Origin of the sequence: Streptomyces sp. NPDC059861, from assembly GCF_042731435.1 — a bacterium.
Classification (GTDB): domain Bacteria; phylum Actinomycetota; class Actinomycetes; order Streptomycetales; family Streptomycetaceae; genus Streptomyces.
The window spans coordinates 52,415-65,372 of the sequence record NZ_JBHWJQ010000014.1 but is presented as its reverse complement, the minus strand read 5'-3'; the positions used below and the strand labels follow the sequence as shown (position 1 = coordinate 65,372).

Genomic DNA, 12,958 nt, shown 5'->3' with positions numbered 1-12,958 from the left:
AACTCGTGTCTCATCAGGTTCATCGGCTCTCAGTAGGGTCGGCAGACCCCCGTACCCGGTTCCCTTCCCCCGCACACGACCCCAGGACACCCGCCATGCCGCGACGCCGTACTTCAAGCTCGACGGGAAGCTCTTCGGCGAACCCGCCGGGCCCGAGGAACCGGACCCCGCAGCCGGTACGTGTGCGGCAGCGAACCGTCGGAGACTTCGTGAAGGCGTTGTTCGCCTTCCTGGCCCTTGTCGGACTCCTCGTCGGCGTGCCGTTCGTGCTCGCGACGCAGGCCGGCTGGCCGTTGCCCACGGAGGCGCCGAGCCTGGAGTGGCTGCAGCAGGAGATCACGGTCGGGACGTTCCTCGACATCCTCACGTTCGTCGTCTGGCTCGCCTGGGCCCAGTTCACCGCCTGCGTGCTCGTCGAGGTGAAGGCCGCCCTGTCCGGCGTCGGCGTGCCGGGCCGGGTGCCCGGGGCCGGCCCGAGCCAACTGCTGGCCAGGCAACTCGTCGCCGCGCTGCTGCTCGTCGGCGCCACGGCGGCCGGCTTCACGCCGGGACTGTCACAGCTCGGGCAGAGCATGGAAGGGAACCACAAGGGGACCGTCGCCGCGGCCCATCAGACGCCGGGGCTGTTCGCCCAGCAGCAGGAGCAGGCGGCTTACACCGCCGCCGCCCTCGCGGAGCAGGCGTCCGACGTCGCCGCGCAGGCCGATGACGACAGGGCGGCCCAGCAGGGCGACACCAAGTACTACCGGATCCAGCCGCCCGAGGGGCGTCATCACGACTCCCTATGGGAGGTCGCCGAGCGGCACCTGGGCGACGGGCGCCGGTACAAGGAGATCTTCGCGCTCAACAAGGACCGCGTACAGCCCGACGGTTCCAGGTTGTCCGAGGCCAGTCTGATCCGGCCCGGCTGGATCATGGAGATGCCCGGGGACGCGGTCGGCGGCGAACTGGTCGAGATGCCCGACGAGGCGCCGGACGTCTCCCCGGACGTGCAGCAGCAGATCAACGAGTACGCCAAGTCCGGGAACCAGGCCCAGGGCGGCGGCGGTCAGCAGGGGGCCGACGGTCAGCCAGGCGCCGACTCCTCCCGCGTGGCCCTGCCCGAGCAGCGGCCCGCCCCCGAGCAGTCCGCCCCGCACCAGGACCAGCGCGAGCAGCACGCCGCCCCCGCTGCCGAGTCCGGCCGCTCCTTCGGCCTCCCCGAAGCGCTCCTCGGCGCACCCCTCCTTGCCGCCGGCCTCCTCGGTGCCCTCGGCCACCGGCGCCGGCAGGCCCTGTGGCAGTCCGCGCTGGGTACGGTCGGCGGTCGGCGCGGCATGGAACCGCCCACGCCGACCGGCGACGCCCTGGACGTGCAGGACGCGCTGCTGGTGGGCGCCGACCCCGAGGGCGTACGGCTGCTGGACCGGTCGCTGCGCGGACTCGCCGCGTCGCTGGCCGCCGAGTCGAGGCCGCTGCCGGCCGTCTACGCCGTGTGGTTCAGCAACGGCGACCTGCACCTCCAGCTCGCTCAGCCGGCCGGCAAGCCGCCCGCTCCCTGGCAGCTCGGGCAGGACCAGACATTCTGGCAGCTGGCCAGGAGCAACGCTGAGCGGTACGAGGACGTGGACACGGCAGCCCCGTACCCCGGCCTCGTCAGCCTCGGCACCATGGACGGCTCCCGTCTGCTGCTCAACCTGGAGGCCGTGCCCGGCATCGTCTCGCTGAGCGGCCGCGAGGCAGACCGGGCCGCCGTCTTCGCGTCGGTCGCGGCCGAACTTGCCACCAACGGCTGGTCGGACCGCATGACGATCACCCTCGTCGGCTTCGGCCAGGACCTGACACCACTCGCCCCCAACCGGATCCGCCACCTCGACGGCATCGACGACCTGATCGAGTCCATGCAGGCCGAGACCAGGCAGCGGCGTGGCGCGCTCGGCGCCGCCGGACACGACAGCGTTCTCACCGGCCGCACCGGACCGGCCCAGCACACACGATGGGCCCCGCACCTCGTCCTGCTCGCCGCAGAGCCGTCGGCCGAGGACGCGGTCAAGCTCGCCGAACTCGCCGCCGACGCGAGCCGTCTCGGCATCGGCTACCTCGTCGGTACCGGAAGTGGTGAACTTCCCGGCGCCGCGTGGGAGATGGAGATCGACGAAGCCGGCAGGCTGACCGCCCCGCTCCTCGGTCTCTCGCTCGACGCGCAACTGCTGCCCGCCGAGCAGCAGCGCGCCGTTGTCGAGCTGTTCGCCGACGCCGACCCCGAGCGCGGTCCCGACGGGCCGGACACCTCCCCCCAGTTCCTCGTCGACCTGAGCGAGCAGGGGCGGCCGGCGGTGTACGCGCGACTGGTGGGGTCGTACGAGATCACTGGGCTGGAGACCCCGGACGGCGAGCGCAGCGCACTGCTGCACGAGGCGCTCGCACTGCTGCTCCTGCACCGGGAGGGTGTGAACCCACGGGTCCTGGCCTCCGCCCTGTGGCCGCGCGGCGTCACCGACGACGTGCAGGAGGCGCTCATGGAGCGGCTGCGAGCCTGGCTCGGCGTCGACCCGGACGGCAGCCCACGGCTGGGCACCGACGCGACCGGACGGCTCACGCTCGCCGCATCCGTCGTCTCCGACCTGGACGTGTTGCGCTCGCTGTACCACGAGGCCACACAGGGCGATGGCGCCGACAACCGTGCCGTGCGCGGGCGGCTGCTGACGCAGGCGCTGGGTCTGGTGCGCGGCCCTCTGCTGTCCGACCGGCCCGAGGGCCGCTACCGCTGGCTCACCTACGAGATCGTCGACGCCCAGCTTCCGCTGCTCGTCGCGGACATCGGGCTCGCTCTGTCCGCGTTCCACCTGGAGAAGGACCGCGCGGAGAAGGCCATCGAGGCGCTGGGCGCGTCCCTGCGCACCGCACCCGCCGACGAGCGGCTCTGGCACGAGCTGCTGCGCGCGACCCACGGCACCGGTGACACCGCCCGGCTCCACGCGCTCGCCGAGGACCTGCTCGGCCGCAGCGGAGCTCGAGGGCTTCCGCCGCGCACCGAGGCCCTGCTGGACGAGCTTGTGCCGACCTGGCGCGAGGGCGTGGCGACAGGGGGATGAGCAAAGTCATGCTGATCGCGCTCGCCGCGGCCTGGGGTGTCGCAGTGGGTGCGCTGCTGCCACGGGCTGTCCACCGCCTCGCTGTGCCGTCCGGCGAGGGCTGGCGCGAGCGGTGTCCGGGCGGGCACCCGATCCGGGGGTGGGCCGGGCCCGCCCGGTGCGCTCTGTGCGCGGCCGACGTCTCGTCCTACGGTCCCCGCTCGGCGTGGCCGGCCACGGTCACCGCCCTTCTGTGCGCCTCCCTCGCCGCCGTCACCGGCCCCCGGCCCGAACTCGGCGTCTGGCTGCTGGTCACGCCCGCCGGTGTGCTGCTCGCGGTCGTCGACGTGCGGGTGCGGCGGCTGCCCGACCCGGTGACGCTGCCGCTCGCGGCCGGGACCCTCGCCCTGCTCGGGGTGGCCGCGCTGGTGCCCGGACACGCCGGTGACTGGGGCACCGCCCTGCTGGGCGCCCTGGCTCTCGGCGGCTTCTACCTCCTGCTCTTCCTGATCAACCCCGCCGGCATGGGCTTCGGCGATGTGAAGCTGGCGCTCGGGGCGGGGGCGGCGCTCGGCTGGTACGGGTGGGGGGCCGTGCTGCTGGGGACCTTCGCCGCCTTCGTGTGCGGGGCGGTGTACGGCGGCGCCCTGGTCGTCGTGCGGAAGGCGGGGCGCAAGACCGCGATCCCCTTCGGGCCGTTCCTGCTCGCGGGCGCCTGCGCCGGGTTGCTGCTGGGCGCGGCGGGCTGAGGGAGCGGTGGTCTGTGGGCGGGGCGGCGGGCTGAGGGAGCGGTGGTCTGTGGGCGGGGCGGCGGGCTGGGCGCGGGGTGGGAAAACCGCTGGCGTAGGGTGGTTGGGTCCGTCCACAACCCTTGACGAAAGGGACACCCGGTGACCGAGAAGGCCGACCTCCAGTCCGTCCTCGAACGTGCCGCCGAGGGCGGGCGGATCACCCCCGACGAGGCGCTCGACCTCTACCGCGACGCACCGCTGCACGCGCTGGGCGCCGCCGCCGACGCCGTACGCCGCCGTCGGTACGCGGGCACCGAGCACATCGCGACGTACATCATCGAGCGGAACATCAACTACACGAACGTGTGCGTCACGGCGTGCAAGTTCTGCGCCTTCTACGCGCCGCCGAAGGACAAGGCGAAGGGCTGGACGCGCGACCTCGACGACATCCTGCGACGGTGCGCGGAGACGGTCGAACTGGGCGGGACGCAGATCATGTTCCAGGGCGGTCACCACCCCGACTACGGCGTCGAGTACTACGAGAAGCACTTCGCGGCGATCAAGAAGGAGTACCCGCAGCTCGTCATCCACAGCCTGGGGGCGAGCGAGGTCGAGCACATGGCCCGGATCTCCAAGGTGACGGTCGAGGAGGCCATCCAGCGGATCCACGCCGCCGGGCTGGACTCCTTCGCCGGCGCCGGCGCCGAGCTGCTGCCCGCGCGGCCGCGCAAGGCCATCGCCCCGCTCAAGGAGAGCGGTGAGCGGTGGCTGGAGATCATGGAGACGGCGCACGGGATGGGCGTCGAGTCCACGTCCACCATGCTCATGGGGACCGGTGAGACCAACGCCGAGCGGATCGAGCACATCCGGATGATCCGTGACGTACAGGACCGCACGGGCGGCTTCCGCGCCTTCATCCCGTACCTGTACCAGCCGCAGAACAACCACCTGAAGGGCCGCACCCAGGCCACCATCTTCGAGTACCTGCGGATGATCGCGATCGCCCGTCTCTTCCTCGACAACATCGCCCACATCCAGGGCTCCTGGCTCACCACCGGCAAGGACGCCGGGCAGATGACCCTGCACTACGGGGCGGACGACCTCGGCTCGGTGATGCTGGAGGAGAACGTCGTCTCGGCGGCCGGTGCCAAGCACCGCTCCAACCTGCTGGAGATGATCGAGATGATCCGCACCGCGGACCGTGTGCCCGCGCAGCGGAACACGACGTACGAGCACCTCGTCGTGCACGACGACCCGGCGAACGACCCCGTCGACGAGCGCGTCATGTCCCACATCTCGTCCACCGCGATCGAGGGCGGCACGGCTCACCCCGAGCTGAAGCTTCTCGCCTCCAACTGACTTGCTGACCCTTCACGCGGACTCCAGGGGGCGGGCCCTCGCCGTGCGCGGCGAGTGGGTACTCGCGGCCGGTCCCCTGGAGGAGCTCACCCGCGCCCATCCGCTCGCGCGCGTGCGGCGGTGGCCCGGCATACTCACCTCGGGGCTGGTCAACATGCACGGGCCCGAACTGCTGGAGCAGGCCTACCACCCGGACCCGCGCGAGGCCGACGAACTCGGCACCGAGCCGGTGACCGGGGACGCCCTGGCCGCACTCGGCATGGACGAGGCGCGGTGGGGTGCGAGCGCGCGGCGCGGAGTGCAGCGGATGCTGGCGCGCGGGACCGTCGTGGTGGCGGGGACGTTCGGCAACCGGGCCGTCGTCGCGGCCGTTCGGCGGTCCGGGATCGGCGTGATGGGGCGGCTCGGGGTGCCGGACGGAGTGCCCTCCCTCGACCCGTTCGGCTCCGGGCCGCCGGTGGACTTCCCGCCCGCGCGCGAGAGCGGTTCGGCGGCGCGGTTCGCCGTGTTCGACGTGCGGGACGAGGCAGAACTGGCCGAGCGCGGGGGCGGAAGCTGTGTGGCGACCGTGGTGGCGGGACGGATCGTGTTCCGGCGGAAATAGGGCGGGGCGGCTCGTGTTCCGGCGGAAGCAGGGCGGGGCGGCGTCGTCGCCCATGCGATGCCGCGCCCTGCTCCCTGCGGGGGTGCTGCAAGAATGGTCTTCGTGACCCGCGCTTCCCTGAACAAGCAGCCGCACGAAGTCGCCTCGATGTTCGACGACGTGGCGGAACGGTACGACCTGACGAACGACGTGCTGTCGCTCGGCCAGGACCGGGTGTGGCGCCGGGAGGTCGCGAAGGCGGTCGACGCGCGCCCCGCTCAGAAGGTGCTGGACCTGGCCGCCGGTACGGCCACCTCCTCGCTGCCCTTCACCCGTGCCGGTGCCTACGTCGTGCCCTGCGACTTCTCCCTCGGCATGCTCCAGGTCGGCAAGCAGCGCCACCCCTGGCTGCCGCTGACCGCCGGCGACGCGACACGGCTGCCCTTCAAGGACGACGTGTTCGACGCCGTCACCATCTCCTTCGGGCTGCGCAACGTGCAGGACACGGATGCCGCGCTGCGCGAGATGTACCGGGTGACCCGGCCGGGCGGACGCGTGGTGATCTGCGAGTTCTCGCACCCGACCTGGCAGCCGTTCCGCACGGTCTACACCGAGTACCTGATGCGGGCGCTGCCGCCGGTGGCCCGGGCGGTGTCGTCCAATCCGGACGCGTACGTCTATCTCGCCGAGTCCATCCGCGCCTGGCCCGACCAGCCGGCCCTGGCCGAGCGCCTGGGCAAGGCCGGGTGGTCGAAGGTGGCGTGGCGGAACCTGACGGGTGGCGTGGTCGCTCTGCACCGGGGCTTCAAGGCCTGAGCCGTGGGCGCGTCCCCGCGGGCCCGTCCTGTGGGCTCTTACGGGTGGCCTGTCTCCGCCTGGGTGAGAGGCGGGCTCACCTGATCGCCTCGAACGTGTCCCCGGGCTGGCCCAGCTCGCGTTCCATCCCGCCTCGCGGTGGCCTCGGCAGCCGCGGCTCGCGTACGCCCGCGCCTCCGCCGCCCTCGCCTTCTCCGAGGTCGAACCACACGCTGACCACCGCGCCGTGCGGCACCTCGACGCCGGGCGGCGGGTACTGCCGTACGACGTAGTCCACGACGGTGAGATGGAAGTCGGGCCGGTCGGGCGTGGCGAGCAGTATTCCCTGTGCCTTGGCCGCCTCACGGGCGTCCATGGCCATCAGGCCGACGAACCTCGGCACGCGCACTTCGGGTGTCTTGGGTGTTATGCGCACAGATGTCACCCCCAGAGGTACTGGCAGCGTAACCGCCCGGGGTGCTGTCCGGAAGCGTCAAGTGGCTTTCTGTAGCCGACTATTACTCTACGTCACAGCTTCAGTCGGAAGCAGTGTCCCAACTTGTCCGTCTCGGGACTGCTGAAGGTCTCGGCGAGCTGCATACCGAGTCGCTCGGTGACCGCGATCGACCGGGTGTTGCCCGCGCTGACCATGGCCACCACGTTGCCGACGCCCACCGCGCGCACCCGCTCCAGGGTCATCCGCGCGGCCGCGGTGACGTATCCCTTGCCCCAGTGCTCCCGGCCGAGCCGCCAGCCGATCTCGATCTCGCCCTTCGGGCCCCACTCCCGTGGCCACGGCTGGGCGCCGGTGAAGCCGATGACCCGGTCGTCGGCATCGAGCATGGTCCACAGGCAGAAGCCCAGTTCGGCGTCGTGCTTGCGCTGGCGGGCGGTGAGCTCCTCGTAGACGGACAGCTCGGCGGACCTGCCGCCGTGGAACTCCATGACATCCGGGTCGTCGAACACCCGGTGCCAGGCCACGGCGTCCTCGTCGGTGGGGACGCGCAGCCGTACCACGGGGAGAGCTCGGTTCACTGGGTATCCCTTCGGCCGGTTGATCAATTCTGCTGAATAGACTGCCCATGTCCAGTGCCGGTCGGCACACAGATTTCGAACTTGGGGAGATCCCGCCGTGGCCGAGTCTCTGACGGACAACACCGCCGATGTGATCGTCGTGGGCGCGGGCCCGGCCGGGTCGGCGACGGCGTACCACCTCGCCAAGGCCGGTCTGGACGTACTGCTCCTGGAGAAGACCGAGTTCCCGCGCGAGAAGGTGTGCGGCGACGGGCTCACCCCGCGCGCCGTCAAGCAGCTCGTGGCGATGGGCGTCGACATCTCCGAGGAGGCCGGCTGGCTGCGCAACAAGGGGCTCCGGATCATCGGCGGGGGTGTGCGGCTGCAGCTGGACTGGCCGGATCTCGCTTCCTTCCCCGACTACGGACTGGTCCGCAAGCGCGACGACTTCGACGAGCAGCTCGCCCGGCAGGCGCAGAAGGCGGGCGCGCGCCTGTACGAGCGCTGCAACGTCGGCGCGCCCATCGTGGACGAGCGCACCGGACGCATCACCGGTGTGCACGCGAAGCTCGGTGACACCGGTGAGAAGCGCGAGGTCACCTTCCACGCGCCGCTGGTCGTGGCCGCCGACGGCAACTCCACCCGCCTCTCCCTCGCGATGGGCCTGCACCGCCGCGAGGACCGCCCGATGGGCGTCGCGGTCCGTACGTACTTCACCTCCCCGCGCCACGACGACGACTACCTGGAGTCCTGGCTGGAGCTCTGGGACCGCCGCGGGCCCGGCGAGGACCGGCTGCTGCCCGGCTACGGCTGGGTCTTCGGCATGGGCGACGGCACCTCGAACGTCGGCCTCGGCGTGCTCAACACCTCCAACTCCTTCAAGGAGCTGGACTGGCGCGAGGTCCTCAAGGCCTGGTGTGCCTCCATGCCCGAGGACTGGGGCTACACCCCGGAGAACATGACCGGCCCGATCCGCGGCGCCGCCCTGCCGATGGCCTTCAACCGCCAGCCGCACTACACCCGGGGCCTGCTGCTCGTCGGCGACGCCGGCGGCCTCGTGAACCCCTTCAACGGCGAGGGCATCGCCTACGCAATGGAATCCGGCCAGATCGCCGCCGACGTCATCGTCCAGGCGCACGCCCGCTCGACCCCCGCCGGACGCGAACTCGCCCTCCAGCGCTACCCCCGCGTCCTCAAGGACACCTACGGCGGCTACTACACACTGGGCCGGGCCTTCGTGAAGCTCATCGGCAACCCGAGGGTGATGAAGATCGCCGCCCAGCGCGGTCTGACGCACCCCGTCCTGATGAAGTTCACCCTGAAGATGCTCGCCAACCTGACCGACCCGACGGGCGGCGACGCGATGGACCGCATCATCAACGGCCTGAGCAAGGTGGCCCCGAAGGCCTGATCGGGCCGTTGCCCCGGAGGGCGCCAGTCTGTGACAAGGCCGGCGCAGAGAGAGCCGGTCTCCGAGGATCCGGTGTGTGAGTGCCGTGGTCGGCCGGGAATCGGGCTTCCGGCCCCCGCGGCGGACCCCTACTCTCCCCTTCCCATGACAACAGAACACGCGCGACAGCCGACGCTGCCGCAGCAGCCGCCCGGACAGACCCGCAGACGCTTTCTCGCCGGGACCGGCGCCGGAGGAGCGGCCCTGGCCTTAGGAGCCGCCGCCGGCCGCGCGACCGCCGCTTCGGCAGGGAAGCGGGTCGCCGTGCTCGGTGGCGGCGTGTCCGGCCTCAGCGCCGCGCACGAGCTCGCCGAGCGCGGCTACGCCGTGACCGTCTACGAGTACTACGACGCCCTGGGCGGCAAGGCCCGCTCGATGGACGTCCCGGGCACCGCGGCAGGCGGGCGGCGGCCACTTCCAGGGGAGCACGGGTTCCGGTTCTTCCCCGGGTTCTACCGGAACCTGCCCGACACCATGCGTCGCATCCCCTACGCCGGCAACCCCGACGGTGTGCGCGGCAACCTGCGCAACGGCACCGAGGCCCTGTTCGCCCGTGACTCAGGCCGCCCGGACCTGCACTTCCCGCTCCGCCGCGTCACCACCCCGCCCGGCCCTGGCAGCCTCACCCTGTCCTGGATCCGCGACCAGCTGCTGTCCGTCCTGGACCTCGGCACCCGCCTGCCCGCCCACGAGGCCGCCTACTTCGTCAACCGTCTGCTCGTCCACCTCACCAGCTGCGACGCCCGCCGCGAGGACCAGTGGGAGAGGACGTCCTGGTGGGACTTCATCCGAGCCGAGGAGATGAGCCCCGAGTACCAGGCGCTCCTCGGCATCGGCCAGACCCGCAACCTGGTCGCCACCCGCGCCGAGGTCGCCTCCACCCGCACCGTCGGCCGCGTCATCATCGAGGCCCTGCTGCTCTGGGGGCTCCTCGGGCGCGGCATGGACGGCCCCGACGCGGACATCGACCGCGTGCTCAACGCCCCCACGAGCGAGGCCTGGATCGACCCCTGGGAGAGCCACCTGCGCTCCCTGGGCGTCGCATTCGTGCTCGGCGCCCAGGTGCGGGAGGTGCTGTACGAGGGCGGCCGGGTGCGAGGGGTCCGCGTCTCGGCCCACGACGGCGGCGACGAACGTACGGTCACCGCCGACCACTACGTCTGCGCGCTCCCCGTCGAGCACGCGCGGCTGACGTGGGGCCCGGCCCTGCGCGCGGCCGACCCGCAGCTGGCCCGCTGCGACGCGCTGCAGACGGACTGGATGACCGGGGTGATGTTCTACCTCCGCACGCCCACGCCGGTCGTCCACGGCCACGTCAACTGCCTCGACTCGCCCTGGTCGGTGACCGCCGTCGGCCAGGCGCAGTTCTGGGACGTACGGGACTTCTCGCGCGACTACGGCGACGGGCGGGCGCGTGACTGTCTGTCCGCGATCATCTCCGAGTGGGACAAACCCGGCATCCTGTACGGCAAGACGGCCCGTGAGTGCACGAAGGAGGAGGTCGTCGCCGAACTCTGGGCCCAGCTGAAGGACGGCGTGAACGACGCCGGCAAGACCACGCTCGGGGACGAGGACCGGCTCGGGTGGTTCATGGATCCGGCGGTGACCGGTCTGGGCGGCCCTCAGCCGCACAACCGCGAGCAGCTCCTCATCCACCCCACGGGCACGCTCCACAACCGCCCCACGGCCCGCACGGCGATCCCGAACTTCTTCCTCGCCGGCGACTACGTCCGTACCGACGTCGACCTCGCCAGCATGGAAGGCGCCAACGAGTCCGCCCGACTTGCCGTCAACGCCCTACTCGAAGCGGACAATTCGCGCGCGGAGCGCTGCCCTGTATGGGGGCTGTACCGGCCGCCGGAGCTGGAACCCCTCAAGCGCGTCGACGCCCTGCGTCACCGGCTCGGCCTGCGCAACACCTTCGACCTCGGTTGACGTCGGTCCGCGAGAGCGGAGGCGGACGGAGCCGCCGCCCCCGAGCGGCTGCGGCCCCATTCGTACCTCAATGCGCCTTTTGTGTGGTGGTGGTGAGGCGGGTTCGCGTCAGAGCACGCGCACCGCGCCCGACGCCGGGTAGCCGGAGAGGTCCTGGATGACGACGCCCTTCGAGGGGTTGGCCGCGTCCAGGTACTGGCCGTTCCCGATGTACACACCCACGTGGTACGCCGAGCCCTTGCCGCCCCAGTACAGGATGTCGCCGACCTGAAGGTTCGACAGGGAGACGTCCGTGCCGGCCATCGACTGGTCCTGCGACACGCGCGGAAGGTCCACACCGACCTGCTTGAACGCCGCCTGGACCAGGCTGGAACAGTCCCAGGCGTTGGGGCCGCTGGCGCCCATGACGTAGGCGTCGCCCAGCTGGGCCTGAAGGAAGCCGATCACGGTCGCGACGCTGCCGCCGGACGGCACGGTCACGGTGTCGTCGGCGCCGGAGGCCGCGGAGGTCGTCGAGAGGGTGGCCCGCTCGGCATCGCGCGCGGCGCGCTCCGCGGCGGCCTGGCGCGCCTCCTCGGCGGCCTTCTTGCGGGCCTCCGCCTTCTTCTTGGCCACGGCCAGGTCGGCCTTGGCCTCCTTGGCGGCCTGGGCGGCGGCCGCGTCACGCTCGGCCTGCAGCTCGTAGTTCGCGGCCGCCAGCTGCGTGGCGTCCGCGGACTGGGCGACCTGTGCGGACAGGTCCGCCGTGAGGGTGGGCAGTTCGATGGTCTGCGTCACCGGCTCGGCGGCATTCGCCGAGGCCGACGCGCCGGCCACTGCCACGGTGCTGAGGATGCCACCGGCAACTCCGGCCCGCATCGCCATCTTCGAGGCGCTGCGCTGGCGGGGTTTCCGGTGGCTACGTATGTGAGCGGTGTGGGACATGGGAATAACCGGTATCAGGGGCTCCTCCATACCTTCAAGGAACGTGTGGTCCGCCACAGTTGTTCAATCAGTGGCCCGAATCCTCGGCGCGTCACCCTTTATTGACGCCGTAACGGACATTGCGGACGTCGCCCATCAAGCCTGTGATCATGGGCTTTCTTCGTTACGTCCGAATTGCCCGCCACCTACCACTGGTTGGGACGGATGGCCAACCCCGCTTCTCAGGCGCCTCTCATGAATGTGGCGGAGGTCACGAAACGGTTACCGGAGTCAGTGCGTCCGGTGCACGGAATCCGACGCCGCCGAGTTCGTGAACGCGTGCACGCGTCCACATCCCGTTCCGGCCTCCCTCCGACGTGTGAACGAGGTCCACTACCAGGCCTCGGCGACCAGCTCCAATTTGCATGCAAGGGAAGTCTCTTGATATGGAGACGCCCCTTCCGAACTGTGCTGACTAGCGGAAATGTCACCACTGGTGATCAGTTGAACGCCTCACGTGCGAAGATCGCCGATCATCCGACTTCATGATCGTTCATCAGGTGGTGGAGATCACAAAGCTTGTGGAACACCCCGTGTCGCAGATCACAGAGCGGCAGGCATAGGATGCGAGGCAGTTGGGCTTGTGACCTGCTTCACATGTTCTCGATCTTCGCCGGGACGGGCGGGGCTCGTGGAGCAGGTGAGCAGGGAGTGAGTCCAGTGCAACCCGCAGCAGTCAATGCCGACTGAGAGGAGCGAGGAGCGGTGAACGCGTATGCGCCCATCCTCGTACTGGGAGCCCTCGGGGCAGGCTTTGCGATCTTCTCCGTGGTCATGGCCACGCTGATCGGTCCGAAGCGGTACAACCGCGCCAAGCTCGAAGCCTATGAGTGCGGTATCGAGCCGACCCCCACGCCGGCCGGCGGCGGGCGCTTCCCCATCAAGTACTACCTGACGGCGATGCTCTTCATCGTCTTCGACATCGAGATCGTCTTCCTCTACCCGTGGGCCGTCACCTTCGACGCCCTGGGTGTGTTCGGGCTCGTGGAGATGCTGCTCTTCGTGCTCACCGTCTTCGTCGCCTACGCGTACGTGTGGCGGCGCGGCGGCCTGGAATGGGACTGAGGGGCCTTTA

General features: G+C 70.9%; 11 protein-coding genes. 8 read left to right on the top strand and 3 right to left on the bottom strand.

Annotated elements, in window-relative coordinates:
• Window positions 1-95 precede the first annotated feature (95 nt).
• The 5 genes from ACFV6X_RS15070 to ACFV6X_RS15050 all read left to right on the top strand — a co-directional run bounded on the left by ACFV6X_RS15070 (window position 96) and on the right by ACFV6X_RS15050 (window position 6,542).
• A complete protein-coding gene (locus ACFV6X_RS15070; protein WP_385382842.1) occupies window positions 96-3,074 on the top strand; it encodes a BTAD domain-containing putative transcriptional regulator in 2,979 nt (992 codons plus the stop codon).
• Window positions 3,071-3,802, top strand: coding sequence for a prepilin peptidase (locus tag ACFV6X_RS15065; protein WP_385382839.1), 732 nt, complete (start codon window positions 3,071-3,073; stop codon window positions 3,800-3,802). Before ACFV6X_RS15070 ends, ACFV6X_RS15065 begins: the two co-directional genes overlap by 4 nt.
• Before the next feature lie 141 nt (window positions 3,803-3,943).
• Complete coding sequence (gene mqnC, locus ACFV6X_RS15060) at window positions 3,944-5,143, top strand: cyclic dehypoxanthinyl futalosine synthase (protein ID WP_385382836.1); 1,200 nt, start codon at window positions 3,944-3,946, stop codon at window positions 5,141-5,143.
• Window position 5,144: 1 nt separating this feature from the next.
• Complete coding sequence (locus ACFV6X_RS15055; protein ID WP_385382833.1) at window positions 5,145-5,747, top strand: hypothetical protein; 603 nt, start codon at window positions 5,145-5,147, stop codon at window positions 5,745-5,747.
• Window positions 5,748-5,849: 102 nt separating this feature from the next.
• Window positions 5,850-6,542 carry a demethylmenaquinone methyltransferase gene (locus tag ACFV6X_RS15050; protein WP_385382830.1) on the top strand — a complete coding sequence of 231 codons (693 nt, stop codon included), beginning with the start codon at window positions 5,850-5,852 and terminating at the stop codon, window positions 6,540-6,542.
• 76 nt (window positions 6,543-6,618) lie between these two features.
• Here ACFV6X_RS15050 and ACFV6X_RS15045 read toward each other — a convergent pair whose 3' ends face one another.
• Both ACFV6X_RS15045 and ACFV6X_RS15040 read right to left on the bottom strand, forming a co-directional pair.
• Window positions 6,619-6,957, bottom strand: coding sequence for a PASTA domain-containing protein (locus tag ACFV6X_RS15045; protein WP_385382827.1), 339 nt, complete (start codon window positions 6,955-6,957; stop codon window positions 6,619-6,621).
• Window positions 6,958-7,049: 92 nt separating this feature from the next.
• The gene (locus ACFV6X_RS15040) at window positions 7,050-7,556 is read right to left on the bottom strand and encodes a GNAT family N-acetyltransferase (protein WP_385382824.1); all 507 of its coding nucleotides are present in this window, start codon (window positions 7,554-7,556) and stop codon (window positions 7,050-7,052) included.
• A gap of 97 nt (window positions 7,557-7,653) precedes the next feature.
• On the opposite strand from ACFV6X_RS15040, the gene ACFV6X_RS15035 reads away from it, so the two are divergent.
• Entirely contained in the window at window positions 7,654-8,946 is a 1,293-nt protein-coding gene (locus ACFV6X_RS15035; RefSeq protein WP_365446592.1) for a geranylgeranyl reductase family protein, read from the top strand.
• A 144-nt stretch (window positions 8,947-9,090) separates the two neighbouring features.
• Window positions 9,091-10,920 (top strand): FAD-dependent oxidoreductase, encoded by a 1,830-nt coding sequence (locus ACFV6X_RS15030; RefSeq protein WP_385382821.1) that lies wholly within the window; start codon window positions 9,091-9,093, stop codon window positions 10,918-10,920.
• A 108-nt stretch (window positions 10,921-11,028) separates the two neighbouring features.
• Here the strand turns inward: ACFV6X_RS15030 and ACFV6X_RS15025 are convergent, their stop codons facing one another.
• The gene (locus ACFV6X_RS15025) at window positions 11,029-11,874 is read right to left on the bottom strand and encodes a C40 family peptidase (RefSeq protein ID WP_385382818.1); all 846 of its coding nucleotides are present in this window, start codon (window positions 11,872-11,874) and stop codon (window positions 11,029-11,031) included.
• A 714-nt stretch (window positions 11,875-12,588) separates the two neighbouring features.
• Between ACFV6X_RS15025 and ACFV6X_RS15020 the strand changes: the two genes are divergently transcribed.
• Complete coding sequence (locus ACFV6X_RS15020; RefSeq protein WP_007383963.1) at window positions 12,589-12,948, top strand: NADH-quinone oxidoreductase subunit A; 360 nt, start codon at window positions 12,589-12,591, stop codon at window positions 12,946-12,948.
• The last annotated feature ends 10 nt before the right edge of the window (window positions 12,949-12,958 follow it).

Bases quoted from the DNA above. Each gene is read 5' to 3' on its own strand.
- ACFV6X_RS15070 (WP_385382842.1), top strand. From the start codon at position 96: ATGCCGCGACGCCGTACTTCAAGCTCGACGGGAAGCTCTTCGGCGAAC.
- ACFV6X_RS15065 (WP_385382839.1), top strand. From the start codon at position 3,071: ATGAGCAAAGTCATGCTGATCGCGCTCGCCGCGGCCTGGGGTGTCGCA.
- ACFV6X_RS15030 (WP_385382821.1), top strand. From the start codon at position 9,091: ATGACAACAGAACACGCGCGACAGCCGACGCTGCCGCAGCAGCCGCCC.
- ACFV6X_RS15025 (WP_385382818.1), bottom strand. From the start codon at position 11,874: ATGGAGGAGCCCCTGATACCGGTTATTCCCATGTCCCACACCGCTCAC.